Source organism: uncultured Thiodictyon sp., from assembly GCF_903946935.1.
Lineage (GTDB): Bacteria > Pseudomonadota > Gammaproteobacteria > Chromatiales > Chromatiaceae > Thiodictyon.
Window position 1 is genome coordinate 1 of sequence record NZ_CAJAXH010000318.1, and the last position, 25,808, is coordinate 25,808.

Genomic DNA, 25,808 nt, shown 5'->3' on the forward strand with positions numbered 1-25,808 from the left:
GACGACCTTTGCCAGAAAATCAAAAACTTCATCGACTATTTCAACAAGACAATGGCCAAACCATTCCGCTGGACCTACCAAGGCAAGCCGTTGGCAGCCTAGCTTGACATGGTCCGAGCACTTTCATCCTGCGGTACTAGTGAGGAGGCGGCGATGGGCCTAGGCAGGCGTTGGTAAAACCGAGGGACACGGTTTTACGTGCAATTTACGTCCGCCCTGCGGCCTTGCGGTTAGACTGGTACGGCAAGCGTGACTCCCCCTAAGTAGGCCCTGTCCCCCTCTGCGTCTCTGCGTCTCTGCGTCTCTGCGTGAGACCTCTTGAAGAATCTCACGCAGAGGCGCGGGGGCGCAGAGAAGAAGGAAGGTTCCGTCTATCCCGCTTTAGGCGTCACTTGCAAGCTACGAGTGCTTATTGTTATTCAATCGGAATTTGAGGTTACCAAAATGAAGGCCGCGCATCGATCGATAACGCTATCCGTCACTGCCGTTATTGGCTTAATCGTAGGCATCGCAATTTCGCCATTAATTACGCACCCTACCGCTAATGCCGCCGCTCAAAGCGGTTTTGTGTTTACCGGGCGACTTCCAATCCCAGATGGTTCCAACGAATTTGATCGGTTCGAAGACAAAGAGTCTGGGGTCATCTGTTATTTAGGGAGCTCCCTTGTGAGTCCCTTGTTCAACTGCGTAAGAAAATAGCCCGTAGGTTGGGGTGAGGAACGAACCCCAACATCTTTGAATTGTGGGCCACCGCTAAACCGTGTTGGGCTTGGCAAAGCTCACCCCAACCTACAAGTGATTGCCATGCGCCACCCCATCGACCCCAAGATCGACTGCGTCTTCAAGGCCCTGCTCGGGACCGAGAACAACCGTCGGCTGTTGCTGCACTTTCTGAACGCTGTGCTGGGTACCGATCTGCCCGCGCCGGTGGTCGAGGTGGAGATTCTGAATCCCTTCAATGAACGCGAGTTCATCGACGACAAGCTGTCCATTGTGGATGTGAAGGCGCGCGACGAACAGGGGCGGATCTACCAGGTCGAGATCCAGTTGCTGGTCGTGCCTGACCTGCCGGCGCGTATCCTCTATGGCTGGGCGGATCTCTATAGCGCCCAACTCCAGAGCGGTCAGGACTACGGCGCGCTCAAGCCGACCTATTCGATCTGGTTGCTCGGCGAGAATCTGAGACCCGCGGTGCCTGAGTATGTCCATCGCTTGCGGATGCGCGATGAGCAGGGCCGCGGCCTGATCGATCACGGCGGTATCTGGCTCTTGGAGCTGGGCAAGTTCGCCGCCGGGCAAGGCGCGGGCGCGGAGGTCGATACCGAACTCAATCGCTGGCTACGATTCTTCACCGAGGGCGAGCGGCTCGACGAGAGTGAACTGCCCAACTGGATGCAAACCGAGGAGATGCAACAAGCCATGACGACCCTGAAGGGCTTCTCCGAGAAAGAGCGCGAGTATCACGCCTACCAGTCGCGCCAGAACTACCTGCGCCAGCAGCGCAGCATCCAACGCCATATGGATGAGTTGCAAGCGGCGGAAGAACAGGCGCGCGCAGCGGCAGAACAGGCCCGCGCAGCGGCAGAACAGGCGCGCGCGGCGGCAGAGCAGGCGCGCGCGGCGCAGGAACAGGAGCGGGCCGAAAAGGACGCCGCGCTGCAACGCGAAGCGGCGGCCCTGGCCGAGATCGAGCGGCTCAGACGCCTTTTGGCAGACCGGCCGGGCGACGAGTAAACCGAGTGATCACGGCCGCTTGCGGTATCACCGCTGTACCATGACCAAACGCCCCCGCATGCTGCTGATCGAGGACGAGGAGCCGATTCGGGTCGGACTCACGGACCTGTTCGTCTTCCACGGATTCGAGGTGCAGGGCGCGGCGGACGGCCCGACCGGGCTCAAGCTCGCACTCTCGGGGACCTTCGACATCATCCTGCTGGATGTGATGCTCCCGGGCCTGAACGGATTCACCATCTGCGACCGGGTGCGGGCGGTGGATCGTACCCAGCCGATCATCCTGCTGACCGCGCGGGGGGCGGACGAGGACATCATCCATGGGCTCAAGCTCGGTGCGGACGACTACGTTGCCAAGCCGTTCTCGGTCACTGAATTGGTCCTGCGCGTCCAGGCGGTGCTGCGCCGCAGTCAGGGTGCGACCGTTGAGACCGAGACCCTGCAACTCGGCGACCTCACCCTGGATGCCGCCAACCTGGTTGGGCGGCGCGGCACTCACGAGGTCCCATTCACTCGCCGGGAGGTCGAGATCCTGAAATATCTGGCGGCCAACCCCGGGCGCGCGGTGCCTCGGGACGAGCTGCTCACCCGGGTCTGGGGGTATTCCCGGGGCTGCGGCATCGAAACCCGCACCGTGGATATCCATATCGCCAAGCTGCGTCGCAAGATCGAGCCGGACCCGGCGCTCCCGCGGGTGCTCGTCACGGTGCGGGGGGTTGGCTACCGGCTGCTGGTCGGGGCCGCCGCGGTCTTGGGATGAGCCGCGACGACACCGATCGGGCACGCACGCGCCTGCGGGTGTGGCTCGGGGGCTTTTTCGTCGCCCTGGCCCTGCCCAGTGCGGCCCTGGTGGACCGGGCCTACGATCAACTCAAGTGGGAGTCTTTCAGAGTGCAGCAGGTCGCCGCCGAGGACCTGGCCGCGCGGGTCGACCAGCGCCTGAGCGAGCTGGTGCGGGTGGAGGACGCCCGCCCGGTGGCAGACTATGCCTTCCTGGTGGCCGACCCGGCGTCGCCGCAGGGCCGCCGCTCGCCGCTCGCGGCCCTGCCGGTGACCGCCGGTCCCCCGGGGTTGGTCGGCTGGTTCCAGGTGGCGGAGGACGGGCGCTTCAGCAGCCCCTTCCTGCCTGAGGGGTCCGCCGTCGTTGGCTTGGCCCCCGCTGAACTCGCCGAGCGTCAGGCGCTGGCCGCGCGCATCGAAGGGGTGCTGATTGGTAATCGGCTGGTGGAGCGGGGCCGGGGTGGCGATGAACCGCCCGGTCGGTCGCTCGCTGACACCGCCGAGCCCTTGCCCGCGCCGGCCACTAACCGGGTGGCCGAACAGGCGCAGGGCGCGCTCGACCGGGGCGCCGCGGGGGCTGCCACCAAGGCGATGGCCGCCGCGCCGGCCAAGGCGCAGGCACCCCGGGAGCGACTGTCGCAGCAGGCATTCGAGCGGTTGGGTACCCAGCGCCAAGCCGCTAGTGCCGCTGCCGAGTCAGACGCCGAATACACCCAGCACGCGCCAAACGCCCCGGTGCAGGGGCTCGGGCGGGTCGATGAACTGACCCTGGACTCGGCCCTGGCCAAGCGCGCCGCGCCGGCCAAGGCAGCGCCGCCGGCACCCGCAGCGGCGCTCCGTGCCGAGCCGCCGGCACCGGCCAAGACCGCTCCCACACCCGTCGCGGGCGTGAGCCGGTCCAAGGACGAGCGCGCCCGTGCCCCGCTGGGTCTGTTCGCCAACGCGGTGCAGCCGTGCGAGCTGGGCCTGCTCGGCAGCGGTCACTTCGTGCTGTTCCGTGCGGTGCGCCAAGGCGGGGGGCGGATCATCCAGGGGCTCCTGATCGAGCAGGGACCCTTCCTCGCCGCCGTCCTCGCCGAGCCCTTCCGGGCGACCTCGCTCGCGCGTACCACCGACCTGATCGTCGCCTTCCGCGACGCGGTACTCACCGCCTTCCGCGCCGCGCAGGGGCGGGAGTATGTTTCCAGCGCCCGCGAACTGACCGGCGCGCTGCTCTATCGCACCCGGATGCGGGAACCCTTCGGTGGGCTGGAACTGATCTTCAGCGTCGGCCGGTTGCCGGTGCCTGCTGGGGCGTTGGTGATCGGCTGGGTGGGCGGGCTGCTCGCCTTGGTCTTGGTGATCGGGACCTGGTTCATGTACCGGCTGGGCCTCAAGCAGATCGCCCTGGTGCGCCAGCAGCAGGCCTTCGTCTCCGCCGTCAGCCACGAGCTCAAGACCCCGCTCACCTCCATTCGACTCTATGCCGAGATGTTGCGTGCCGGCTTTGCCGAGGAGGATCGCCGACAGGTCTATTACCGCTACATCCAGGAGGAGAGCGAGCGCCTCTCGCGCCTGATCGCCAACGTGCTGGCGCTCTCCCGGATCGGCCGGGACGCATTGACCGTGTCGCCCCAGGAATTGGACCTGACGCAGTTGATGACCCTGGTACAGGAGCGGGTGGCGTCCCAGGTCGAGCGGGCCGGCTTCCGTCTGGTCGTTGCGTGTGCGGCGGGCGGCACGGTGCGCGCGGACCCGGACGCCTTCGTCCAGGTCCTGATCAACCTGGTGGACAACGCGCTCAAGTTCGCCGCCCAGGGCACCGAGAAGACGGTCGAGATTCGCTGCGAGCAGCCGCGCGCCGGCTGGGTGCGCATCGCCGTGCGCGACTTCGGCCCCGGGGTGCCGCGTGAGTTGCGGCGCCGGGTCTTCCAGCTCTTCTACCGTGGCGCGGACGCCGGGGCGCGCGCCATCCCCGGCACCGGTATCGGTCTTGCCTTGGTCGAGCGCCTGACGCTGGCCATGGGCGGACGGGTGGATGTGGTCAACCGGGAGCCGGGGGCGGAGTTTCGGGTCGAACTACCTGACGAATAGCGCGATCAGAATGATGATTGGAATCGGGACGCCGAGAAAAAACAGGAGTATTGAGCGCATGATCGTCTCTGTGGGTGGGGTAGGTCTGAGGGGCCTCGATCATCGTTGCTGCCAGTCCGCTGTAATCTGCGAGTCTGCGGCAGCCGAGCGGTTGCCTTCCCTGGCCTGGATTCCGGCGTCCCGGCCGGAATGACGATCAAGGCCGTCAGAGGGCTGGTCAGCAATCGCGCTGCCGACCGCCGTAAGTCGCCGCGAAGCTGGCAACGAAGGCACCGCTGAGCAGCGAGATGAAAAGCCACAGCGACGCCGAGGCGGTCGTCTTGCGCGCCGTGTCGGCCGCTGCTTTGGCCGCGATTGCCGCAGCACTCTGGCGCATCTGCCAACGCAGGAGCGTCTGCGTGACCCGCTGCTCGGCGTCCGCCTGAGTCAGGCCCGTCCGTTGCGCAACGACCTGCCCAACGTAGCGAAGGTCTTCCTCGGGCAAGGTCGCTGTCGGCATGACATTGGCGAAGATCCGCGTCACTTCGGCCGTGGTTTGGTCCGCGCCGGCGGCGGATAAGGCGTCGCGTCCAGCGGGGAAGGCGGTGGGTGTCACCCCATTGCCGTCGCTTCTGAACAGTGAATCGATGAAGTAGCCGCCACCGTCACGGTCGGCGCGCGCCGGCGTGGTCCCAGGCGCCGTCGCCGTACTGGCCATGCCGTGGTCCCGGGGCACAGGCGGGGCAGCGCCGATGATCGATGCGATCACGGATGTCAGCAGCGCGGCGGTCGCCAGCGACGCGATGGCCCAGGCCAGGAAGCCGTGTGCGGTGTCGCGGAAAAAGACCTCGTCCGCCTGGACGGCAATCCAGCGTGTCCTCAGCCGGCCGGCGAGGTAGCCACCCATGCCGGCGGCCGCGACTTGAGTGAAGGTCACCCACAGAATGGTCGAGACACCGAAGGTCGTCGCACTTACCCCTTCGCGTAGCCAGGGTGACACGGAGGACAGACCTAGACCGGTTCCCAAGATCAAAAGAATCAGCGATAGCGCCGCTGCCGCTGCCGCCCCTGCCAGGATGGCGGCCCAGGATACTGCGCTGGTCTGTACCGCCTGGGGTGGCGCTTCCAGGAGTTCCACCTCAAGCGCTGGCGAGGTGCGTTCAATGGCAAACCGGTCGACAGTCGCGACTTGGGACAGGGGCATGGGGAGGCGTCTCCGGGAGGTCAAGGGAGACACAGTATCCTGTGCGTCGCGGCGGCGAATCGGTACGCCAGCGCACAGAGGGTGAATAGGCGCTGCCGCTGGGGCTGTGCGTATTCACAGCGATTCGGACAGGAGCGGCGTTTTTGCGCCGCGGAGGTCATGGACCTTGGTATAGAATCAGCTGCTCCGGCGCAGTTGCTCGGTGAGTTTCTCGAACTCGCGCCGTAGCTCCAGGTTCTCGAATGGCCGCAGCGCCGGAACCTGGCGGTTCATCAGTCCTTCGAGCAACTGCCGGCTGGAGCGCACCAGCCCGACCAATTCGCCGGAGACGCGTACCGTCTCATAGGTGTTCCAGGCGGTGGCGATGTCCTTCGCGAGGTCGGCGCGGGCGCGGCTGACCTGCGCCTTCTGGTCGTTGAGGTATTGACGATAGACCTGCGCCGCCTCAATGGTGAGGCGTTGGGCCTCCAGGTTGGCGGCCAACAGGTCGCGCTTGGCCGGTGAGCTGCGTTGCAGTTCCCGCGTCTCCCCGGTGAGTTGCTCGGCGCGGGTGATGATGCCATTGATCTGGGGGATGTATTGTTCGCCGATGGCGCCTTCGATCTGTTGGTGCATCCGCTCCAGTGCCCGCAGCAGGACCACATACATGCCGTAATAGCGCCGCGCGCTCTGGAGGTCTTCGCCGCTCTGCGCGACCAGGTGCTCCAATTGGGCAGTCACCGCCTTGACGTTGTCGAACAGGATGCCGAGATCGACCATATTGTCGCCGACGACAGTAGAGAGCAGGAACTCCACCTGTTCGTCTGAGAGTTCCACCCCCAATTGGCGCACCGCCGCGGCGAATTCACGCTTGACCGCACCGAGTTGGTCGGTGAGCCGTTTGATCTCGGCCTCCTGCTCGGCGATCAGGCGATCGTAGTCGGCGACGGTTCGCTTGATGCTGGACTCGGCGGGGGCGGAGACGCGCCGCTGGCGGTATTCGGCGATCTCGGCGCGGGCGGTCTCGATCGCCTCCTGGACGGTCCGGATGCGTTCGCGAAAGCGCTGCACCGGTGAGGTGGAGAGGATGGTTACCGCATCGTCGAGCAGGGCGTCGATGGCGGCCTGGTTGGAGACCTTGTCGGTACCGACCCAGGTGCTGTCGGGCAACCCGGGCTGGCGTTCCTCCAGCACTAGGGTTTCCTCCAGTTTGGGGACCACGCCCTCCCACACCTGGGGGAAGCCCTGCGGCTGGGGCCCGATGAGTCCCTGCGCATCCTGCATCGCCTGTCCCGCTAGGTCGCGCGAGCGCTGCCACCAGGCCCCGGCGCCCTCGCGGGTGCGTTGCCAGAGGTCGGGGTTGCTGCCGGCGGCCGGCGGTGGCGACTCCAGGACGAGCGGTTTGGTCTCGGCGGCTTGCGTACCGGCCGTGCCAGTCAACAGTGCAAGCAATAAGGTCCAAGCGGTACAGGGTCGAAGGTGAGACATAGTGGGCCTTGAGTGGGAGTATGGTAACCGTTCCGGCAAATACAATTTACTTGACCGCTGCCTAATGCGTATCTACAGTATGCCCATGATCACCTATGACGAAGCCAAGCGGGTCATCAATCGTCAGCGCCATGGGTTTGACTTCGTCGGCAGCGAGGTAGTGTTCGCGGGCTTCACGGTGACCCGCGAGGATGGACGCGACGCTTACGGCGAGATGCGGATGCAAACTTTGGGCCTATGGAAGGGTGTCGTCGTGTTCGTAGTCCATACCCCCCGCGGCGACCATGACCACATCGTTTCCATTCGCAAGGCCGAAAAACATGAAGAGCGCCTCTACTGGACCTATGCCCCTGGTTGATTGCACCGACTGGCCGCGGGTGCGCGCCATGACGGACGCCGATATTGAGCATGACGCCGACAGCCCATCCACGACGACGGCCGACTGGGATGGGGCGGTACTCAAGCAAGGCGGTGTCGCTGTGGGTCGGGTGCGGGCACGCGGTCCCAACAAGCGCCCGACCAAGGAACAAGTGGCGATCCGGCTCAGCCCCGATGTCTTGTCTGCGTTCCGCGCCGACGGTCCCGGCTGGCAGACGCGCATCGATGCAGCGCTGCGCGACTGGCTCAAGACACACCGCACTTCGGCGGGGAACTGAACATACGCCATCACTCCAGGACTCGATTCACATCCACCGCGACGGTGAGATCATGGGCGCCGCCGCCGTAGAAGATGCCGCGCATGGGGGTGACGTCCTGGTAGTCGCGGCCCACCGCGGTGGTGATGTGCTGCTCCCCGGGGATGAGATTGTTGGTTGGGTCGAAATCGACCCAACCTAAGTCCGGGATCAGCAGCGAGAACCAGGCGTGGGAGGCGTCCGACCCTTGGAGCTTGACCTGACCGGGGGGCGGCAGGGTTTCCAGGTAGCCGCTGACATAGCGGGCGGCGAGCCCCAGGCCGCGCAGCCCGGCGATGGCCAGGTGGGCGAAGTCCTGGCAGACCCCGCGGCGATGGGCCATCACCTCGGCCACCGGCGTACTGATGCTGCTGAACTGGGGGTCGTAGGCAAACTCGTGGAAGATCCGCGCCATGAAGTCGTCGGCCGCCTCCAGGATCGGCCGCCCGCGGGTGAATGACAGGGCCGCGTACTCACGGGCGGCGACATTGAGCGGGACCAGCGGGGAGGCGAGGGTAAAGACCAAGGCCGCATTCATCGCCGGCTTGCGTCGCTGGTGCAGGCAGTCGCGGGCCACCTCCCAGGCGGGGGTTTCCGCCGCTTCGGGCAGGCTCGGCGCACTCACCTCGACCTCGCTCACCGCGGTGACCTCCAGTACGTTATGGGACTGCTGGATGGAGAAATAATTGACCCGATTGCTAAAAAAGTCCTCGTGCTCGCGGTTGACCGCGGGCCCGGGGCTGATCCGCAAGGTACTGGACAGGCAGCGTTGGTGCGGACACTGGCGCGGCTTGAGGTGGACGATGCTGTGACACAGCGAGACCGCGTCCGTGTAGTCATAACGGGTCAGGTGACTGACGCGGAGCCTTATCATTTGACCACCCCGATGCGCCGCAGCAGACTGTGCGGCTGCTCCTCGTGACGGAAATATTGGGCGGTCAAGGCGTCGGAGATGGCCGCCAGATCGGCCTCCAGTTCCTCCAAGAACTGCTCCAGGACCAGCCGACGGTGCGACTGCGGGTCCGGCTGGACCAGTGTATCGAGTTCGGCCAGCCGCACGCGGGTGAGTGTTTTCAACACCAGTTTTTGCGTCAGACTGCGTCCCACCGCCAGTTCGCCCTTGGGCATCTCAGTCACCAGCCGCTCGAGTGCGACCAACTGATAGGCCAGCGCCCGCGGATTGCCCTCGTCCTGCAACACCAGGTCCAGCAGGGCGCCGACCCGGGTGCCGACATGATAGCGCCGCCGATAGGTGATGATGCTGTCGGTCACGCCGAGCACGGCCTCGATCAGAGTGGTCTCGTCCTGTTCCGGGGCGAGCGGGGTCAGGGTGGAGCGCAGCAGGGCGGTCAGTGCCGCGCCGCGCTCCAGCCGACGGCCGGTCTCCAGGAAGTGCCAGCCCTCATTGCGGGTCATATTCTCCTGGGTCAGCCCCGAGAAGGCGACCAGCGAGGTGACCAGTGGGTCGAGTTCGTCCAAGGCCTGGGAGGGTTGGGTGGGCGGGTTGCTGGTGAGGGCGCCGAGCCGCGACTCGATGTCGCTGACGATGCGCCAGGTGTCGACCGACAGGCGCTCGCGCACCGAATAGGCGGCATTACCCAGGGCCTGGAGGGTCTGTGGCAGCCCGCCCAGGCGGCGCGGGTCGGCGATCAGTGACAGCAGCTCCGGCAGCGGGTCGCGCAGACGCTCCTCGGCCCCCTCGCCCAAAAACCCGGGAAAGGACTGGGTCTGTTGGGTCAGTGCCTCGAGCAATGAGCGCAGATACACCTGCGCTGGGGGGACCGTGTCCACATCGATCCGCTCCGACAGCTTGAAGATGATCATGCGCAGCAGTCGCACCAGTCCCTCGGCCCGTTCCGCATACCGGCCGATCCAGAACAGGTTGTCCGCCACCCGGCTCGACACCTCGTTCTCCTGGATGACGGTCGGGCTCTGGTTCTCGCCGCTCACGAGCAGGCTCTCCTGGCGCTCCGGCTCGGAGGCGAGCACCCAGGCATCCTTGCCCAGACCGCCCAACTGATTGCCTACCAGGAGCGCATCGTCGGTGAGCGCCACCCGCCCCAGACCGCCGGGCAGCACCGTGTAGCCCTCGTCCTCCGCACACAAAAAGGTGCGCAGCGTGATCGGCCGCGGCTCCAGGCGCTGGCCGATCAGCACCGGGGCGGTGGACGGCTTGATCCGCTCCTGGGCGACGAACCGGTGCGGGGCGGCCTGGATGGACGCAATCAGGGCCTCGCGCGCATGGGGCTCCAGGCTGGCCGGGAAGACCCCGCGCTGGCCTGGGGGCTTGCCGGCCTGCTTGATCGCCAGGATGTCGAGGTTTTCGAGCACAAAGGCGCGGGCCTTGGGCTCGCCGCACCACCAGGTGGCGATGTCGCGCAGCAACAACTCCTCGCCCAGCAGGTGGCGGCACGCCTCGGGCAGAAAGGCCATCAGCCCCGGGTGTTCCAGGACCCCGCTGCCGAGCGCATTGGCCACCACCAGGTTGCCGGCACGCACGGCCTCCACCAGCCCAGGGACCCCGAGATTGGAGTCCTCGCTCAACTCCAGCGGATCGCAGGCGCTCCCGTCGATCCGTCGCAACATGGCGTCGATGCGCTCCAGCCGGCCCAGGGTCCGCAGCCACAGGGCGCCGTCGCGCACCGACAGGTCCCCGCCCTGCACCAGGGTGTAACCCAGATAATTGGCCAGGTAGGCGTGCTCGAAATAGCCCTCGCTCTGCGGGCCGGGGTTCAAGACCACCACCCGGGCGTGCCCGTCGCGCCCCGGGGAGAGCCGGGTCATGGTGCGGCGCATGGCGCGGAAGAAGCCGGCCTGGCGATGGACGTGCGAGTCGCGAAACAGGCTCGGCATGACGCGCGAGAGCACCACCCGGTTCTCCAATGCATAGCCGGCCCCCAGCGGGCTCTGGGTGCGGTCGCTGATTACGCGCCAGGCGCCGTCCGGCATGCGGGTGAGGTCAGCCGCGTAATTGACCAGCGGGCGCCGGCGCGCCACCTCCAGCCCGTGACAAGGAAACAGATATTCGCGGTAACCGTCGATCAGCTCGGCCGGCAGCAGCCCCCGGTTGATCAGCTCGCGCGGGCCGTAGAGGTCGAGCAGGATCTGGTTGAACAGCTCCGCGCGCTGCATCAGGCCCCGCTCCAGCTCCGCCCACTCCTCGCTGCGGATCAACAGCGGCAGCAGGTCCAGTTCCCAGGGCCGAGACATGCCCTGGGGGTCGCCGTTGAGGTTGTAGGTGACGCCGTTGTCGCGAAACATCCGCGCCGCCTCGCGTCCGCGCTCGGCGATACCGGCGGGGCCCAGGGTCCGCAGCGACTCCAGCACATAGCGCCACTGCGGGCGCACCTGCCCCTGCGCCGGCCGCATCTCGTCGAAGCAGCCGGGAATCGGCACGTAATCGTCAATCAGCCCGGGGCGGGCCAGGGCGGCGGCGAGGTTGGGGACAGACATGGGCACGGGCTCTCGGGGTGTCTCAAGGTCCGATTAGACACGCCAGGGGCTGGGGTGGCAAGACGCAATGTCCCCATGCCGGCCACCGCGCCCCGCGTCGGAGCGGCCCCCCGGCCGCGACGGGTCGCGATGACGGCCCGGTGGTTAGAATGGTGACCAAAGCCGGTCTTGCCTCCATCGCCGTCAGCCGACACACTAAATTTAGGTGCAGGTACCAGTCGTCGTTGTCTTCACGGAGGCCCCCCCGGTCGCGCCGATGCGGACCTGGCGCTCTTGCTTGCCGAGCGGCGCGTTGCGGCAGACTGTTAGCACGGCCTGGGTCCGCGGATCGACCCCGGTGGGGTAGAAGACGAGGCTGCGCTGGTTGGCCGTGGCCGTGCCGATCTTGAATCCGGCCGGCAGCGCCGGTTGGTACTGAAAAATAATCGCAGAGCTCCCGCCCGTCGTACAGGTCACGCTGGTGCTGGTGGTTGAAGGGCACCTGACGATCCACCCCTGTTCCCATCCGCCCGCGGTGGCGCAGGTGCTTCCATCGGTCGAGACGCAGAGCGTGATCAAGGCATTGCGCTTGATCGCCTCGCCTCGGGCCAGATAGGCGCTGGCCACCAACCGGTTGGCATAGGCGCTGAGCTTGCTGCCCAGCGTGGCCTCGTTGAACGACGGGGCGGCAAGCAACACCAGGATCGTCATGACCGTGACGGTGAGCAGTAGCTCGACCAGGGTAAAGCCACCGCTCCGACGATCGATCTGCCCCATCATTGTTGAATATACCAGTAAATCGTGCCCTTGGCCTGGCCGGCGCCGGCGGGGGCGGTGGGCTGCCGGGGCTGCAGGGGCGAATCCGGGTCGCCACCAAACAGGACGGGAACGATCGTGCCGTCATCCAACCGGACCTGTCCCGCCACCGGCGAGGGCGGCAAGCCACCCCCGGTCAAGGTCTCGAAGCGGGAGCCGGTGCCATTGTTACTGGCCGCCGTGACATAGTCGATATTATAGACCAGGGTGGTGCCCAGGTTTGCGGTGCATGCGCCGGCGACTGGGACCACTGGGATGTGGGTACTGAAGGTGGTGGTGCCGAATACCGTGACCGAGCTGGTGACCACCTGTTCGTGGGCGCTCAGGCCGAGATACCAACCCTTCGGTTTGCTATCGAGTTGGGCCTGGGTGGGGGTGTCCGTCGTCGTGATCGGCAACAGTGAGTTCAGGCAGATGCCGTTGTAGCCGCATCGGCCATTGTCCGTCCTCTCCGACGACAACCAGTCAGTCACCGTTGGCTTGTCGATTACCTTGAAGAAATAGTTATGCACGCCATAGGAGTAGCGGTCAGCGGGCGTGCAGCCCCTCGGCGGGTTGGTATCCGGGCAGAGCGCCGACGGCTTCACCGGTTTTTCCCGGTCCCCGGAGCCAATCATGAGTGCATAGGTGTCGGGGTTGCTGCCGACCAGAACCACATCCGGCGCAAACATGAATTTACGGATCGCCCGATAGTTCCAATAGGAGCCGCAACCCCCGTAGTAGACGTCGCCGGGGGTGTCGCAACCGAGCGCGGCAATCTTTCTGATCGTCCAGTTCTCTGGAGTCACGTTACCGAGCGGTTCATTGGCCGTGGTACCTGAGACCTCGGGCCCGGCGATGCGGTACAGGTTGCCCCCCATGTCAGACACGTAGATCCACTTGGCGAGGCTGGGGTAATCTGGGTCCGTGCTGGGATAGGGGACGTCGAGCACCTGGCTGACCACCGGGCGAGCGGTGTCGAAGGTCTTCAGTAACTTACCTGTATCCGCATCCATCACATAGACATGATCGCCATTGGTCGTGGATGCATCGTAGCAACTGGATGGGTCGCCATCCTCGCAGGTGTCATAGCCGCCGCCCATTACGAGCAGGGGCTTGGGCTTGGGTGGGCTCGCCGTTGACTGATAGCCCCCCGCCTTGATGACATGGGGTGCCGACCAGGTCTGACCGATATCGGTGAAATTGCCGTTGCTGTCGTTGCCGCAGCTCGCTGTCCCGGTCTGACTGGTGCAGCCTCTTTTCCACTTCAGGCTCGGGTTCGTCGGGTTGCTGACGTCAAAGGCATAGACCGCCCGGCCGCCACGTCGCATCGGGGCGAAGATCGAACTCGGGGGCAAGTCCGGATTGGCCGTGATCGTGCCGTCGATGCCGTAAGGCTTGCCGGACGCAGCACCGCCAAAATTACTGAAAACGATTGGGGCGTTGTTGTCGCGTAGCCTCTTGATCGAGGTGTAGAACTCAGGCGGCACAAAGCTCCAGAGTTCCTGGCCGGCAGTGAAGGCGGTCGCGCCATAGTTCGTGTCGCGGTTGCCATTGACTGCACGCAATATTCCGTCATTACCGCCGTAGAATACTACGATCTGCGGCGTCGCATTTGGGTCGGTTGGGTCGGCGTAGTTCAATGCCACCGGGCGCGAGTGCAACACGTCGCCATGGACTGAGGGTCGTATCCGATTGTTCTCGATGTCAGGGTCGGGCACGGCGACCAGGAACTCATTATTGTTATTGCGCCCCCTCTCCCACTCGATCAGTGTGTTTTTGGGTGTGCTGTTAGTGCTGTCGAGCAGGATCTGAGAGATCGCCGTATTGGTGGTGGCGAAGGCGGTCAAACCGCTCGTGTTACAGGTCGTCAAGCTGCTCGCGCACGTGTAGACCTGGCGCGGGACCGCTGTCGCCGTCACGGGCAAGGCCCGCAGCAGGTACCCCTGCGCCCCCTTCTCAACTATGCTGCCATCGGGGAAGTTGGAATCTTTCAACGCTGCGGCGTTCGCGTTCGGGGCCGCGGCGACGCCCAGGCAGGCGCCCAAGGGGTTGAACTTCCAATAGTCGTCCACTTGATTCGGGGTCCAGAAACTGCGGGCGCATTCGGTAATGAACCCGGTGTTGGCGTTGATCGCGACGACCTCATCGGCATCCACCAATTTCAGGGCGTTGTCGATCATCTTCAGTTTGTATTGTTTCAGGTTGCCGGGCCAGCGCGGGAGTTTGGTGGCATCCGGGCGGAACATGCCGACATACACCTGGTTGAGATAAGCCCCCTGGTTGCTGACGCTCACCGGCAGGCTGACCGATGTGAATACGCTGTTGACGGCCTGGATCTCAGACAAAATCGTCTGGAAATTGGAGACGATCATCGCCGAACTCTTCGCCAAGAAATATTTCCCCCCACCAACGATTGCCGCGCTCAACAGTAACTGTCTCAGTTCTTCGCTGGGCTTTTTGTTGTAGACATCCATAGTATAGGTCACAACATTCTGTTGGCCGAGTGCCTCGCTGACATCGGTCCGATACAGAAATCTCGCCCATTCGTCCGTGTCGCGCGAGTCTGAATCCGTGGCGTAGCCGTAAATCTGCTTTGTCGGGTCTTCGCCGACGTTCCTCAGCAGGCCCGGGGAATCTGACTCCTTCTTTAACCAGCCATTGCCGACCAGAATGATGAAGTTTTGCCCGCCACAGGTGTTTGACGCGGGACCGGCGGCGGGGATGTAGCGGGTCTTATCCGCATCGCTGAACGTATCCGGATCGCTAAACTCTTGTAATGGTGTCCGTCGCAGCGGCCCAAAGCCGGTCTTGCTATCGACTCCGCCTGCAACATTGTCATTGGCATGGGTCACCGAGGTGTAGCCGCCAAAATACTTGAACGCCTCGAACATCATGGTATCAAGGCCGGCGTTGGAGCTGGTCTTGTAAGCCGGTGTCGTGATGTGATTTCTAAAGTCATCGAGTATTGCGACCAATGCCGCTCGGTTGGCGACGGTCATGGGCTTCATTGCTGAAATCACATAAGCGCCAGCCGCCTGGTCGGCCAGAAACATGACCCCGATGTTAATAGGTGCGTCGACATCGCTGCTCGCCAGAGAATTGACGACCGTCGCCAAGGCGGCCAGCTCGGCCTCGCCCTGAGTGGGGTAGTCCGGCCATTTTTGATCCGCGGCCGCCCAGTTCGATGTGTTGTCAATCAATATCAGGACGTTTGGATACTCTTGGCTGGAACTCGATGGCGCCGCCAGAAACAGGTCGATATCCTCGGCCGTCGCGGGTAACGTCGCAAGCAGTAAGCAGGTGGCCAACACATAGCGTATGACATTGGTCTTCATGATACACTCCTGGTCATTGTCTGGCTTATTGTGGACAGGCCGCGGGTTTGATGGTTTGCAGTACCAATACGCGTACACCGCAACGTACCCGTACCACAGCGCCGCCGGCGTTGTCAGTGGCCTTGATGCTGGCGTCCAGGTCCCAGGTGGTGTTCCACCCGGTCGTCGCGGTTATCTCCACATTCACGCTGCTGGGTGCCGTGCTTTTGATCGGCAGGGCGCTAAGGCATGTCGGCACTGCGACCGTCACGGTGTAATCCGTGTTCCCGTCGTGGTCGATATCCACAGCGTAAGCTCTTTCCTTCGGTGACAAGGTGAAAGAGGAACTGAGCACCCGCGCAATCGCCTGGTTGGCGGCGGCGATGGCCTCATCGCGCGTTTGCATGTTGCCGACGGTCTTGAGGTTGGTCGTGCTCAGGTTCTGGGCGGTAACCGTCAGCAGTGTGATCACCGCGAGCAGGATCAGGCTGACCACCAGTATGGCGCCGCGTTGTTTGCCTGCGGGGTCGCGGTTCATGGCGTTTCCCGTCTGAAAGACACGTTGTTCAGGCGGATGGTGGTGGAAAAGACATGGCGCTTGTAGCGGGGGTCAAGGTTGCAGCTTGTCATGGTCGGGAGCAACTTCGCGCACAGGGTATTGGCGGTGCCGAGACGATAGAACTTGCCGTCTTTGTATCCCGGAGTGGGTTCCCGCGCGCGCACCAGAATATAGAGCTTGACCGCGGTGACGTTCATCAGTTGATCGGCGGTGCAGGCTGAGGTGCAATGCACGAAGCTGTCGGGCATGCCATCGCCCCGGTTGCTGGGACTGGGGGGGGTTCCCTGCCAGTCGACCGCCGCCCCATAGTTGATTGCGCCCCCCGTCTTGCTCAGATTGTCGATGCCCAGTTCCACCCGGAAGCCCTCGATCCCCTCGATCAGCGGGATCGGCGCTTGATGGGTCAGGGTATTGGCGATGCAGCTATTTGTCGTCGCGTCCACCTGGCAATCGAAGTCGGAGCGCACCAAGGTGGGGATGCCATCGCCGGTGGGCTTGGCGGTCGTCGGGGCCTCTATGGCATAGGTACGGACGTAATAGATATGAGAGATGAATTTACGCTTATCGGCGAGTAAGGCGCTGTTGCAGTGACCATCTTGCCGATCGAACGCGGTGCTCCCCCCAGTCGTGCTGAGTACATAACTGCCAAGTTGAGTGGGACATAATTTCGACTGAAAATACAGTTTGCCGGTCATGTCGGGATCGCAGTTTCCGGTCCCCGGCACGCAGGACTCGGCATGACGTACAACCAATATATCTGTATTGGCGAGTTGGTTAGTCACTACACTGGTGCAAGCCGCCGGGGTCGCTTGGTAGCCGTAAGCCTGGACCGGGATGCCAATGATCTCACGTTTGTAGTCGCGGGGTGGGTTAACGGTGGAATCGGTATTGGGGGAAGAGCCCCAGTTATTGTAATTCGCGCAAGGGTCGGGGACCCCCATGGGCACATCATCGGGGGGGGTGCTGGTCGGACTCAAGTCGCTGAACTGCGGCAAATAGGTGCCCCAGAATCCGGCCACGGCGAGGTCGCTTTGCAGCAACTGGATGGCGAAGCGGCCGTTCTCGATCAGACCGTTCATCTTGCTGATTTCGTTGTTGCTGCGGCTGCTGCTGGCAAAGAGCGCCAGCAGCGCCAACATCATCGCCAGGCCGATGGCGATCGCGATCATGAGCTCGATCAGGGTGAAACCCGGCCGCCATCCCGCGGGGGGCGGTGGGGCACTGACTGGGTTTGCCCGCTCGGTCACGGTGTCTCAATTCAGCGTGGCGAAGCGAACCAGGGTCGTGACGGTGCGCCGACACAGGTCATTATCGCAGGGTGAACGCGTCGTCCCATTTGAACCGATGAGCCCATTGTAGAGGCCTTTGCCGCAGGCGACGCTGTCGGGGGGGGCGGCAATGGGTGTCAGGCCCTGCCAGGCGACAGTCACGAGATACTCGTCGTTGCCGATGCCCTCGATGCAGCCCCGCCCGCCGACCATGGCGCCGAGCTTACTGGTGCCGGTCGTCTCACCCGCCCCCTGCAGCGCGTTGCACCATTCACTGATATCGATATCTTTGGGGGTGGTCGGGCTGGTGGCGCAAGTCGCGCCCTCGCCGGTTGTGGTAGCATAGGACGCGGCATCGCGACGGTTGCTGGCCAGGCGGCTGGCCATATCGTCGAGCAGCACCAGCGCCTGGGCGCGTTGATAGGACTCAAGCCCGGCGAGCTGGACGCGTGTCTGCAATTGGAGCAGTGGCAGCAGGCCCATGGTGAGAATGACGACGGTGACCAGCACCTCGACCATCGTCATACCGCGGTGGTGGCTTCGGGCGACAAATGTCTGTAGGGGTTTCATGATGTACGTTCGTTCGCGGCTGGCGATGCTTAGGCGGTATCACCATTTGTCGGTGGGGGTCTTGTTGCCGTTGCTGTCTAGCGTCAGATTGGGATTAGTGCCATGTGGGGGAAACTTCACGCTGCTCGCCCCTTTGCTTTCTTAACGATAGCGGTCCCGTGCGCCATAAAGCGAACATCGCCGGGTTCGCCAAACCGGTCAAGCTGACGTTTACAAAAAATTTACCGATTTATCATGTGAATTGGTTGCGCAATGATAATTCGCAATCGCGGGTGCCGGCTGGCCCGACTGCGGCGGTGTCGACGGGCGGTTGGAGGGCAACCGCCTGGGTCGGTTGGGCGATCGCCGCGCCCCGCGTCCGGTTTGCGTCGCGCGCGGCGTGCTAGACTTTTGGCCGTTGGTCCATTGCCCACCGGGCCCCGCCCGCTGGGCTAGTCCGGCCCCCGTTTGCCGGCGGACCATGTCGAGTATGCGGGGTGCCGTCGGGTACGGACACGCTGCGTCTCAGCCGAGCGGGGACCGGGTGGGGAGGCGGAACATGAGTCTGCACGGGACGAGGGGTATGACGCTGGTCGAGTTGCTGGTCACGGTGAGTATCGCCGTCATCTTGCTGGCGGTGGCCGTGCCGTCTTATCGGGCCCTGGCGCTGAATGGCCGTCGGATGGCGGTTGCCAACGAGTTTGTCCTGGCCTTGACCTATGCCAGGAGCGAGGCCGTCAAGCGCAATGTTCCTATCACTGTGTGCAGTCGGGCGACCAATGCCACCTGTGCCGGCAGTCTTGCCTGGGACAACGGATGGCTGGTGTTTATCGACGTTGGCACCGCCGGCAGCGTGGACGCCGCCGACCTGATCTTGATGGTCTATCCGGTGCTGCCCGGTGGGACGACCCTGCGGTCGGGGGCCAGAAAACGTGTCACCTTTCACGCGACCGGCTTCAGCGCGGGGTTCAACGATACCTTCCGTCTGTGCGATCGGCGCGGTCCGGCGGCGGGTCGCAGCATCGTCCTGTCCAATCAAGGACGCGTCCGAACCGAGCCCGGGGCGGCGACATGTCCATGATCATTGAGGTCGCCGCGCCGCCGCCCCGCTGGCCGCACGGCTTCGATCTGGTTGAGATATTGGTGACCATCGTGCTGTTCGCCATCGGCGTCTTGGGGCTTGCCGGGCTACAGTTGCGCAGCCTGAGCGACAGTCGCGCCAGTGCCTATCGGACCATCGCCTCGCAACAGGCCTACGACATCGCCGACCGGATTGCCGCGAATCTGGCCGGGGTCGCCGCGGGTTATTATGACAATCTCACCGCGACCGTCCCGAGCAATCCTCAGTGCATGAGCTCCGGTTGCAGCGTGGCCGACATGGCGCGGACCGACCACTATCAATGGCTGCGAGCGACCGCCGCTGTGCTGCCCGCGGGCACTGGTACAGTGCGTTGTGCGATCGGTCCCGCCCCTACCTGTGTCACCAATACACCCGGCTCCAACCGGATCTTCGATGTCACCGTGGCGTGGAGCGAACGCACCGCGGACGTCGACCCCGCCCGGCAATTCATCACCAGGCAATTTATCACTCGTTTTGCACCATGAATGCAATAAGTGTACGCTCGCCCGGCGCCGCTCTCACGGCTTCGATCGTGATCTCGGCCACCCAGGTGGCCACGCGGTCGTTGGTCCGCGCAGCGGACCCTACGGGTGCCGCCGCGCCCCGTAGGTTCGGCTGTGCGGATCGTTTGCCGCCGCTTTTAGCGCGTGGCCTGTCGCTGGTCGAACTCATGATCGCGCTCGCGCTCGGGCTGTTACTGATCGCCGCGGTCGGGACAGTCTACCTGGGAGGGAATCGGACCTATCGCGCCGAGCAGGACGCCGCACAGATTCAGGATGCCGGCCGCTATGCCCTGGATGTGATCGGACGCGCCCTGCGTCAAGCCGGCTATGCCAATACCTCGTCAAGCCAGGCAGCGGCGGTGGTTCCATTCGCCGGGACCGCGATCAAGCGTGTGAGTGCCGCCTGCCCCTCGGCGTTCACGATTCAATACGATGGCATTTCCGGCGACAAGGATTGCCAAGCCGAGACCATTGCGGCGGGCGAGATTGTCCAGCAGACGTTCTTTATTGGCGAGGATCGGGGAGAGGATCGGTACACTCCAGTGCCGGCCTTGCGCTGCGATGCGGTTCGCGGTTCTACCCCTTGGTTCCCCCCAGGCAACTGCCCGGCCGCCGATGCCGGGGCGGCACTGCTGAGAAATGTCGAGGATTTGCAGATCCTCTACGGGATCGATACGAATACCGATCAGTCGGCCGATCGTTATGATGCCGGCAATGGGGTGAGCGACTGGAGTCAGGTGGTCAGTGTGCGCGTGTGCATCCTGGTGCGGTCAGAGACCCCAGGCAGTGCCCCGTCCGGGCAAACGCATTTCAATTGTGCCGGGGCCTTGGGCACTGCCGCTGACGAGGCGGCGCGCTTTACCACGGTGACGACCGACACGCGCCTGCGACGCGCCTTTGTCGGCACCTTCACCCTGCGTAACCGCATCTCGGCCATCCCCTGAGTGCAACCGCGATGCTGAACTCCCCGCGACGGCGCTACCGCGGCATTGCCCTGCTCACCATGCTGGTCCTATTGGCCATGCTGACCATCATCACGGTCATCGGCGCCCGCCTGGCCGTCCTGGAAGAACGGATGGCCGGTAACACGCGCGATCGGGACCTGGCCCTGCGGGCGGCGGAAATGGGCCTGCGCGATGCCGAACGGGACCTTTTGAATACGGTGCCCGGCGCGAGCCGTGCCATCTCCGGTTGTAGCGGATTCTCGGCCGATTGCGGGAAAAGCACACCCGTGCTGACCGACGATGGTCTATGCTATAGCCGCGACGGCTATGCCGCACCGGTCTGGCAGACCACCGACATCATGAGCGCGGCGCCCAGCGTTCCCTACGGTGGGATTACGCAGGCCACGGCCATCGCCGGGGTCTACGCCCAGCCGCGGTATCTGATCGAATGTCTGCCGAAGCCGGATGGTTATCACTATCGCATTACCGTGCGCGCCCAGGGCAGCAAGCCCGGGACCACGGTGATGTTGGAGGAAATTTTTACCCCCGGTGAGCGCTGAGTCGCGGCCGTGCGTGCGTGCGCTCGCCAATAGCGAGGATCTTGCCATGAACGTCAAGCGCATCCTGTTCGTTTTACTCTTTGGGTCTTGGTCGCTGCCGAGCCTCGCGGCCCTGACCTTGCCGCACAGTCCGCTGTTTATTGCAGCCGTGGAGCCGCGCATCATGCTGGTGGTCTCGCGCGACCATCAGCTCTCGATGAAGGCCTTTACGGACTATACCGACCTCACTGACGATGCCTTGGTGGATAGTCTCTACAACGATACCATCAGGTATGATGGCTATTTCGATGCCGACCGGTGCTATAGCTACAATAACAGTGCAACACCGCCGCGGTTCGAGCCTGCAGAACCCGTCGCCGGCGGCACACACCAATGCGGCGGCAGCACCTGGAGCGGCAATTTTCTCAACTGGGGCAGCATGACACGTATGGACCTGCTGCGGAAAAATCTTTATGGCGGCTATCGCGTGAAAGATACCGTGGGGGAACCGTACGAGACGGTGCTGGAGCGCCAGTTTTTACCCGTGGATGTGCATGCATTTGCCAAGGTATACGCCCCGCCAAGCACCCCGACCCTCGCCATGCCGGCCATTCAGTCGCTCACCGGGGTGAGCGGCCAGACGGCGATCTCATTGTGCAACGTGACCGACACCGCGAGCACCACACTGACCGGGAGGATGGCGTTGCCCCTGCCGAGTCCGCTGATCAAGGTGGCGGCGGGGGCCTGGCCGCAATGGGATGCCGCCGAGGTAACCGAGTGTGCGGTGAATATCGGCAACAGCACCCAACCCACCGCGTTACTGGCGACCTATGACGCACGGGTGCAGGTGTGCGTCGCCGACAAGTTGGAGGCCAATTGCAAGCCCTATACCCACCCGATCACCGGGGTCGCGACCCTGAAGCCGATCGGATTGCTGCAGAAGTATGGGGATGTGGATGCCGACCGGCGCTCCCGCCTGGGTCTCATGACCGGCAGTTACGCCGCGAATAAGTCCGGTGGTGTGTTGCGTAAGAATGTGATGCCGATGACCAATAACAATAATGCCGACCCAGCCACCGGCGAGGTCTGCGGTAACAATAATCCGAATGATGAGATCGACGCCTGCAACGGTCAGTTCATCAACCAGGCAGCCACCGCGGCTGGCATCGTCAATACCTTGAATCGGCAGCATATCGCGGGATTCCAGTATACCTCGGGGGGACGCAACGGCTCTTACCAGTATTCCTGCAACAGTCCGGGAATATTGAGTTTTTCAAACGGTCAATGCGTGGATTGGGGGAGCCCATTGGGCGAGATGTATCTGGAGACGCTGCGCTATTTTGCTGCCGCCGGGCCCACGCCTGAATTCAATGTCAGCGACGCCGCCGTCCTCTCGTCGCTGCCCAAGGTAAGCTGGTCCGATCCACTGCCGCAGACGCAGTGGTGCGCGCTCTCCAGTGTCGTGGTGTTGTCCACCGGGCTCAATTCGTTCGACACCGACCAACTCACGTCCTTCACGCCGAGCGGCGGTACCCTGATCGACCCGGCGGCCCTGACCGTGACCGTGGGCGATGCGGCACACGAAGACATCAATGGTGGGAGTTATATGATCGGTAGCCTGGTCGGCGCTAGCGGGTCCAACGCCAACAATCAATGCACCGCCAAGACGGTGAGCGACCTGGCCCATGCCAAGGGGATCTGCCCGGAGGTCCCGAGCCTTGAAGGCGGCTACGCCATCGCCGGTCTGGCCTACGCACCCAAGACGATCGATCTGCGCCCCGATTATGCGGATCGACGCGCGGCCCGCTGGGGCGGCCCGCACCCGATCAATGCTGATTGGGCGCTACGTCAGCCATTCGACACCTATACGCTCCAACTGGCGGAGACGCTGCCGAGCTTCAGTCCGGCCGTTGGTGGCGGTCGGGTGACCCTGCTGCCGGCCTGTCAAGCAAACAGCAACGCGAGCACCGGTGTCTGGACCACGAATGCGACCGGCTGGCGTAACTGTTCGATGACCAACCTGGTCGTCGACGCCAATGTAACAAGAGATGAGGTGGGTACCGACACCTCAGCCAAGACCAAGACGTGCAGTGGCAATGGCATCACGGCCCAGTGCTTCACGATTACCTGGGAGGACTCCACCTGGGGTAATGACTACGATATGGACGGCATTGCGCGATTGGGCTATTGCGTCGGGACGGCCTGCGCCCGCTTCAAGATGCTGTGCCCGAGTACTGGCAGCGCGTATGCTACCATCGGTCCCTGGATGGTGCTCGGCGGGCAATTGGTTATTGCCACCTGTGCGACCCAGGCCCAGGCCGGCCACGCACTCACCTTCGGCTATATCGTCTCGGGGAGCACCAACGATGGGCCCTTCTACCCCATTCTGCGGCAGGGTGGTCAGAACTTCAATGTCGGCGCGCGCTTGCCAAGTAGCGGGGTGACCGCCGCCAGCAATGTCACCTTCAGCCAAGGGGCCTCCGTCGCTGGTCTATTGAAGAATCCGCTTTGGTATGCCGCGAAGTACGGCGGGTTCACCGAGTCCACGCCAAGCGCCGGGACCCCGGCACCGGATGTGCGCTCGGAGTGGGATGGCGATGCGGTGGGCACCCCCGGCTATGGAATTCCCGACAACTATTATGAGATCCGTAACCCGGCACTGCTGGCCACGGCCCTGTCGGGCATCTTCGATGCGGCCTCGCAGCCCGATGCGGCGGCCGCCTCGGTAGCCACTAACTCGAGCAATCTTCAGATCGCTGGACGGATATTTCAGGGGAAATTTTCCAGCGCGGACTGGAGCGGCCAGCTACTGTCTTACCGGATCGATACCAATGGCGTACTGGCGGCGATCCCGGAATGGGATGCGGCCGTCAAGCTCAACGCCCAGGATCCCATGAGTGGTCGCACGATCATTACCCGAGGGAGCGCTGGTGGTGTTCCCTTTGTGGCGGACAGCTTGACGGCCGCCCAGCTGGCCTTGCTCGATGTGGACGTCAACGGGGTTACCGACGGTTGTGGCTTGGATCGGGTCAATTATGTGCGCGGTAGCGATGCGCGGGAGGGGCCTAATGGGACCTTTACCAACGGGGCCTGTAGCGCGAGCAAGTTTCGTCAGCGCCGCACCACCCAATCGGGGCAGCCCGTCCATTTCAAGCTGGGCGATATCGTTCATTCCAGTCCTTGGTATTCAGGTGCCCCTCAGGCGGGGTACGCGGAACAGGACTATCCCGGGTACGGCGCATTCCGGGCGGCCAGGAGCGGCCGCACACCGGTGGTCTATGTGGGGGCCAACGATGGCATGTTGCATGGCTTCGATGTCTCGCTGGCGGTCGATGCGAGTCATCCGGATGGAGTACCCACCGCCACCGCCGGCAAAGAGGTGTTGGCCTATATCCCCACCGCGGTCTTGCCTAACCTCAGTCGTCTGACCGCCCAGACGTATAACAAGAACCACTGGTATTTTGTCGATGGCTCGCCGCTGCTGGCGGATGTCGACCTGGATGATTCACCTGCCAGCTTTGACTGGCGTACCGTATTGATCGGGGGCTTGGCTGGGGGCGGCAAGGGGTACTATGCGCTGGATGTCTCCGATCCCGCGACCTTCAGCGAAAGCGGTGTCGCCCCGGCGCGTACCGCGCTGTGGGAGTTCGATGATGTCGACATGGGCTACGTCTTTAATCTGCCGCCCGTGAGTACGCTCACGAAACAGGCGAAGCAGATTGTGCGACTCTGTACCGACGCCGGTAGTCCCTGCACCAATAGCCGTTGGGCGGCGGTCTTGGGGAATGGTTATAACAGCGTGACCGGCAAGGCGGCGCTCTATGTGCTATTCATTAATGCCGGCGTCGACGGGGCCTGGAGCTTCGGTGACTTCGTGAAGCTGGTGGCCGCGGCCCCGGTGGCCCCGGCGACCGACGGCAACAATGGTCTTTCCACCCCGGTCCCGGTCGATACCAATGGCGACGGTTATACCGACACCGTCTATGCCGGAGACCTGCAGGGCAATTTGTGGAAATTTCTGATCGGGTACAACGCGAGCGACCCGAGCGTGACCGGGAGCCCGACGACCTGGAAGGTGGCATTCGGCGGCGCGCCATTGTTTAGGGCGAGGGATAGCGCGGCGGTGCCCCAGCCAATCATTTCACCACCGGAGGTCACCGCACTGACGACTGGGCAGTTGATCCTCTTTGGGACCGGCAAGTTTCTGGAGCGCTCCGACACGACCGGCACCGCAGTCCAGACCTTCTACGGCATCTGGGACAAACACGATGGCACCACGACGGTCAGCTCCCGCGGACTCGATCTGCTCGAACAAAGGGTAACCGAGGTGGCCTTGCCCGGCGGGAATTACCGTATCCCCAGCCAACATCCGATCGACTGGCGGGTCGCCGCGGGGGACCCGGCGGCGAACTGTGCGGCCCCATGCACCCCCACCTATCTGGGCTGGTATCTGGATTTGCCGACCAGTGGGGAACGCACGACCGCCATACCGAGAGTGCTCGGGCGACTGCTCTTCTTCAATACCTTCATTCCGTCCACCGAGCCCTGCAATGTGGGGGGAACGGGTTGGCTGATGACGCTCGATTGGCGCAGCGGCGGTTTGCCGTCCTTTCAGGTGTTCGACACCAACGCGAGCGGGGAGATCGGTAGCGGCGACACACCGGTCGGGGGATACCAGGTGGGCGCGGTTTTGGGCGGCACGAATTTGATCGCCGCGGGGCGGGGCGGGTCCGTCGGCGTGGGCGTGTCGTCGCTCACCGGCGGGCGGTTGGTCTCGACCCTGATCAACTTCGGCGGCATGGTCGCCGGCCGTTCCAATTGGCGAGAAATCGTCCAGTAGTTTCATCTTGCGGGGTGGTGCGGGCGCCATGGCC

General features: G+C 63.8%; 19 protein-coding genes. 10 read left to right on the plus strand and 9 right to left on the minus strand.

Annotated elements, in window-relative coordinates:
• The first annotated feature begins 804 nt into the window (after positions 1-804).
• Genes QZX93_RS26935 through QZX93_RS26945 form a run of 3 tightly spaced genes read left to right on the plus strand, consistent with a single transcriptional unit; the run spans position 805 to position 4,584 of the window.
• A complete protein-coding gene (locus QZX93_RS26935) occupies positions 805-1,734 on the plus strand; it encodes an Rpn family recombination-promoting nuclease/putative transposase (RefSeq protein WP_295383961.1) in 930 nt (309 codons plus the stop codon).
• 40 nt (positions 1,735-1,774) lie between these two features.
• Complete coding sequence (locus tag QZX93_RS26940; RefSeq protein ID WP_295383962.1) at positions 1,775-2,491, plus strand: response regulator transcription factor; 717 nt, start codon at positions 1,775-1,777, stop codon at positions 2,489-2,491.
• Entirely contained in the window at positions 2,488-4,584 is a 2,097-nt protein-coding gene (locus tag QZX93_RS26945) for a HAMP domain-containing sensor histidine kinase (protein ID WP_295383963.1), read from the plus strand. Before QZX93_RS26940 ends, QZX93_RS26945 begins: the two co-directional genes overlap by 4 nt.
• A 217-nt stretch (positions 4,585-4,801) precedes the next feature.
• Here QZX93_RS26945 and QZX93_RS26950 read toward each other — a convergent pair whose 3' ends face one another.
• The gene (locus QZX93_RS26950) at positions 4,802-5,767 is read right to left on the minus strand and encodes a hypothetical protein (protein WP_295383964.1); all 966 of its coding nucleotides are present in this window, start codon (positions 5,765-5,767) and stop codon (positions 4,802-4,804) included.
• Positions 5,768-5,944: 177 nt separating this feature from the next.
• Positions 5,945-7,234 (minus strand): hypothetical protein, encoded by a 1,290-nt coding sequence (locus QZX93_RS26955; RefSeq protein WP_295383965.1) that lies wholly within the window; start codon positions 7,232-7,234, stop codon positions 5,945-5,947.
• An 85-nt stretch (positions 7,235-7,319) separates the two neighbouring features.
• On the opposite strand from QZX93_RS26955, the gene QZX93_RS26960 reads away from it, so the two are divergent.
• Both QZX93_RS26960 and QZX93_RS26965 read left to right on the plus strand, forming a co-directional pair.
• Complete coding sequence (locus QZX93_RS26960; protein ID WP_295383966.1) at positions 7,320-7,592, plus strand: BrnT family toxin; 273 nt, start codon at positions 7,320-7,322, stop codon at positions 7,590-7,592.
• Positions 7,579-7,890, plus strand: a complete 312-nt coding sequence (locus tag QZX93_RS26965) for a BrnA antitoxin family protein (RefSeq protein ID WP_295395036.1) — start codon at positions 7,579-7,581, stop codon at positions 7,888-7,890. The genes QZX93_RS26960 and QZX93_RS26965 overlap by 14 nt, the downstream gene beginning before the upstream one ends.
• A gap of 10 nt (positions 7,891-7,900) precedes the next feature.
• On the opposite strand, the gene QZX93_RS26970 is transcribed toward QZX93_RS26965, so the two are convergent.
• The 7 genes from QZX93_RS26970 to QZX93_RS27000 form a co-directional block, all read right to left on the minus strand.
• Complete coding sequence (locus QZX93_RS26970; protein ID WP_295383994.1) at positions 7,901-8,779, minus strand: transglutaminase family protein; 879 nt, start codon at positions 8,777-8,779, stop codon at positions 7,901-7,903.
• The gene (locus QZX93_RS26975; RefSeq protein ID WP_295383968.1) at positions 8,779-11,361 is read right to left on the minus strand and encodes a circularly permuted type 2 ATP-grasp protein; all 2,583 of its coding nucleotides are present in this window, start codon (positions 11,359-11,361) and stop codon (positions 8,779-8,781) included. The genes QZX93_RS26970 and QZX93_RS26975 overlap by 1 nt, the downstream gene beginning before the upstream one ends.
• Before the next feature lie 201 nt (positions 11,362-11,562).
• A complete protein-coding gene (locus QZX93_RS26980; RefSeq protein ID WP_295383969.1) occupies positions 11,563-12,120 on the minus strand; it encodes a GspH/FimT family pseudopilin in 558 nt (185 codons plus the stop codon).
• Positions 12,117-15,473 carry a PilC/PilY family type IV pilus protein gene (locus tag QZX93_RS26985; protein WP_295383970.1) on the minus strand — a complete coding sequence of 1,119 codons (3,357 nt, stop codon included), beginning with the start codon at positions 15,471-15,473 and terminating at the stop codon, positions 12,117-12,119. The genes QZX93_RS26980 and QZX93_RS26985 overlap by 4 nt, the downstream gene beginning before the upstream one ends.
• A 25-nt stretch (positions 15,474-15,498) precedes the next feature.
• Positions 15,499-15,990, minus strand: coding sequence for a pilus assembly PilX N-terminal domain-containing protein (locus QZX93_RS26990; RefSeq protein WP_295383971.1), 492 nt, complete (start codon positions 15,988-15,990; stop codon positions 15,499-15,501).
• A complete protein-coding gene (locus QZX93_RS26995) occupies positions 15,987-17,258 on the minus strand; it encodes a PilW family protein (RefSeq protein ID WP_295383972.1) in 1,272 nt (423 codons plus the stop codon). The genes QZX93_RS26990 and QZX93_RS26995 overlap by 4 nt, the downstream gene beginning before the upstream one ends.
• A gap of 6 nt (positions 17,259-17,264) precedes the next feature.
• On the minus strand, positions 17,265-17,849 hold the full coding sequence (locus QZX93_RS27000) for a prepilin-type N-terminal cleavage/methylation domain-containing protein (RefSeq protein WP_295383973.1): 585 nt from the start codon (positions 17,847-17,849) through the stop codon (positions 17,265-17,267).
• A gap of 538 nt (positions 17,850-18,387) precedes the next feature.
• Here QZX93_RS27000 and QZX93_RS27005 point away from each other — a divergent pair.
• From QZX93_RS27005 to QZX93_RS27025, 5 genes are all read left to right on the plus strand, one after another.
• A complete protein-coding gene (locus QZX93_RS27005; protein WP_295383974.1) occupies positions 18,388-18,909 on the plus strand; it encodes a GspH/FimT family pseudopilin in 522 nt (173 codons plus the stop codon).
• A complete protein-coding gene (gene pilV / locus QZX93_RS27010) occupies positions 18,900-19,433 on the plus strand; it encodes a type IV pilus modification protein PilV (RefSeq protein ID WP_295383975.1) in 534 nt (177 codons plus the stop codon). The genes QZX93_RS27005 and pilV overlap by 10 nt, the downstream gene beginning before the upstream one ends.
• A 143-nt stretch (positions 19,434-19,576) precedes the next feature.
• Positions 19,577-20,395: a PilW family protein gene (locus tag QZX93_RS27015; RefSeq protein ID WP_295395038.1), complete on the plus strand. Its 819-nt coding sequence runs from the start codon at positions 19,577-19,579 to the stop codon at positions 20,393-20,395.
• 11 nt (positions 20,396-20,406) lie between these two features.
• A complete protein-coding gene (locus tag QZX93_RS27020) occupies positions 20,407-20,955 on the plus strand; it encodes a PilX N-terminal domain-containing pilus assembly protein (RefSeq protein WP_295383977.1) in 549 nt (182 codons plus the stop codon).
• Positions 20,956-21,001: 46 nt separating this feature from the next.
• Complete coding sequence (locus QZX93_RS27025) at positions 21,002-25,774, plus strand: PilC/PilY family type IV pilus protein (protein WP_295383978.1); 4,773 nt, start codon at positions 21,002-21,004, stop codon at positions 25,772-25,774.
• The last annotated feature ends 34 nt before the right edge of the window (positions 25,775-25,808 follow it).

Coding starts and splice junctions, on each gene's coding strand:
- QZX93_RS26935 (WP_295383961.1), top strand. CDS start 805: ATGCGCCACCCCATCGACCCCAAGATCGACTGCGTCTTCAAGGCCCTG.
- QZX93_RS26940 (WP_295383962.1), top strand. CDS start 1,775: ATGACCAAACGCCCCCGCATGCTGCTGATCGAGGACGAGGAGCCGATT.
- QZX93_RS26945 (WP_295383963.1), top strand. CDS start 2,488: ATGAGCCGCGACGACACCGATCGGGCACGCACGCGCCTGCGGGTGTGG.
- QZX93_RS26950 (WP_295383964.1), bottom strand. CDS start 5,767: ATGCCCCTGTCCCAAGTCGCGACTGTCGACCGGTTTGCCATTGAACGC.
- QZX93_RS26955 (WP_295383965.1), bottom strand. CDS start 7,234: ATGTCTCACCTTCGACCCTGTACCGCTTGGACCTTATTGCTTGCACTG.
- QZX93_RS26960 (WP_295383966.1), top strand. CDS start 7,320: ATGATCACCTATGACGAAGCCAAGCGGGTCATCAATCGTCAGCGCCAT.
- QZX93_RS26965 (WP_295395036.1), top strand. CDS start 7,579: ATGCCCCTGGTTGATTGCACCGACTGGCCGCGGGTGCGCGCCATGACG.
- QZX93_RS26975 (WP_295383968.1), bottom strand. CDS start 11,361: ATGTCTGTCCCCAACCTCGCCGCCGCCCTGGCCCGCCCCGGGCTGATT.
- QZX93_RS26980 (WP_295383969.1), bottom strand. CDS start 12,120: ATGATGGGGCAGATCGATCGTCGGAGCGGTGGCTTTACCCTGGTCGAG.
- QZX93_RS26985 (WP_295383970.1), bottom strand. CDS start 15,473: ATGAAGACCAATGTCATACGCTATGTGTTGGCCACCTGCTTACTGCTT.
- QZX93_RS26990 (WP_295383971.1), bottom strand. CDS start 15,990: ATGAACCGCGACCCCGCAGGCAAACAACGCGGCGCCATACTGGTGGTC.
- QZX93_RS27000 (WP_295383973.1), bottom strand. CDS start 17,849: ATGAAACCCCTACAGACATTTGTCGCCCGAAGCCACCACCGCGGTATG.
- QZX93_RS27005 (WP_295383974.1), top strand. CDS start 18,388: ATGAGTCTGCACGGGACGAGGGGTATGACGCTGGTCGAGTTGCTGGTC.
- pilV (WP_295383975.1), top strand. CDS start 18,900: ATGTCCATGATCATTGAGGTCGCCGCGCCGCCGCCCCGCTGGCCGCAC.
- QZX93_RS27020 (WP_295383977.1), top strand. CDS start 20,407: ATGCTGAACTCCCCGCGACGGCGCTACCGCGGCATTGCCCTGCTCACC.
- QZX93_RS27025 (WP_295383978.1), top strand. CDS start 21,002: ATGAACGTCAAGCGCATCCTGTTCGTTTTACTCTTTGGGTCTTGGTCG.